The following is a 1,127-nucleotide window of genomic DNA, read 5'->3' on the forward strand; positions in this document are numbered from 1 at the left end:
ATTCTTCATGCTCAAAAACCGGCCTCTATGCCCCGTCTGCGCAGGGGAAATGAAGAAAAACGGCACGACGTCCAAAGGCACAACCAGATGGCGATGTAAAAGCCCCCACTGCGGGGCCTCCACGATTAAGCAACGCCACGACCTAGTCCACGCAGCAGCCTTTCGCACCTTCCACGCCCATGCCACAGGCACGCTCTCCCTATCGCAAGCAGCCAGCGCGCAAGGATGCAGCAGATGGACTCTCCAACGCCGATTCACAACCTTCTGGCTCATCGACGTCCCCAACACCCCAGACCCCAACCGCATCCATGATCAAATCTTCATCGACGGAACCTACACCAGCGCAGGCTGCCTACTTATAGCATCGACCATCGACAACGTCTTATGTTGGCACTGGGCCACCAGCGAAACCACCAAGGCCTACACCGCACTACTATCCCAACTCGCCCCACCACTATGCGTCGTTCTCGACGGTGGACAAGGCGCACTTAGTACCATCAAAAAACTCTGGCCCAACACCAAAATCCAACGCTGCCTCATCCACGCCCAACGCGTTGTTCGCAGGCATGTCACCACTAGGCCACGAACCCAAGCAGGCAAAGCCATCCTCGCCCTAGCCCGCGGACTAACCCACATACACACCCTCGAACAAGCAGCACAATGGGCAGCCACCCTGCATCAATTCGGACAGGTCTACCGCACCTTCCTCAACGAAAAGACCATCCTTCCCCCAGAACGAAATCCCACAGGAACCAAGACCGAATACACGCATCAATCCGTCAGACGCGCGTACTTTTCACTGCGAAACCTGTACCGAAAAAACTGGCTCTTTAGCTACCTCACCCCACCTGACAACGCACTAGAACCCCACCGCTGGGCCGCAACAACCAACAGCCTAGAAGGAGGAATCAACTCCCAACTAAAATTCATCGCCCGAGCCCACCGCGGACGCGGAGGAGAGCACCAAAGAAAAATGCTCGAATGGTGGCTCCACGCAAAAACGCCACTGCCTGACGACCCCATAGAAATCGCCAGGCAGCACAACTGGGGAAAGGATCAACTCGCCAAAGTCCACATCCTTACCCACAACGAGAACCAAGCCAACCACGAAACCGGAAGACCAGCCC

Annotated in this window: 1 protein-coding gene; it reads left to right on the forward strand. The window is 56.3% G+C overall.

The features are described from left to right. Window positions 1-7: 7 nt before the first annotated feature. A partial coding sequence (locus F4V60_RS01190) for an IS1249 family transposase (RefSeq protein WP_249041620.1) occupies window positions 8-1,127 on the forward strand: 1,120 nt, incomplete at its 3' end.

Origin of the sequence: Corynebacterium flavescens (assembly GCF_008693105.1) — a bacterium.
GTDB lineage: Bacteria > Actinomycetota > Actinomycetes > Mycobacteriales > Mycobacteriaceae > Corynebacterium > Corynebacterium flavescens.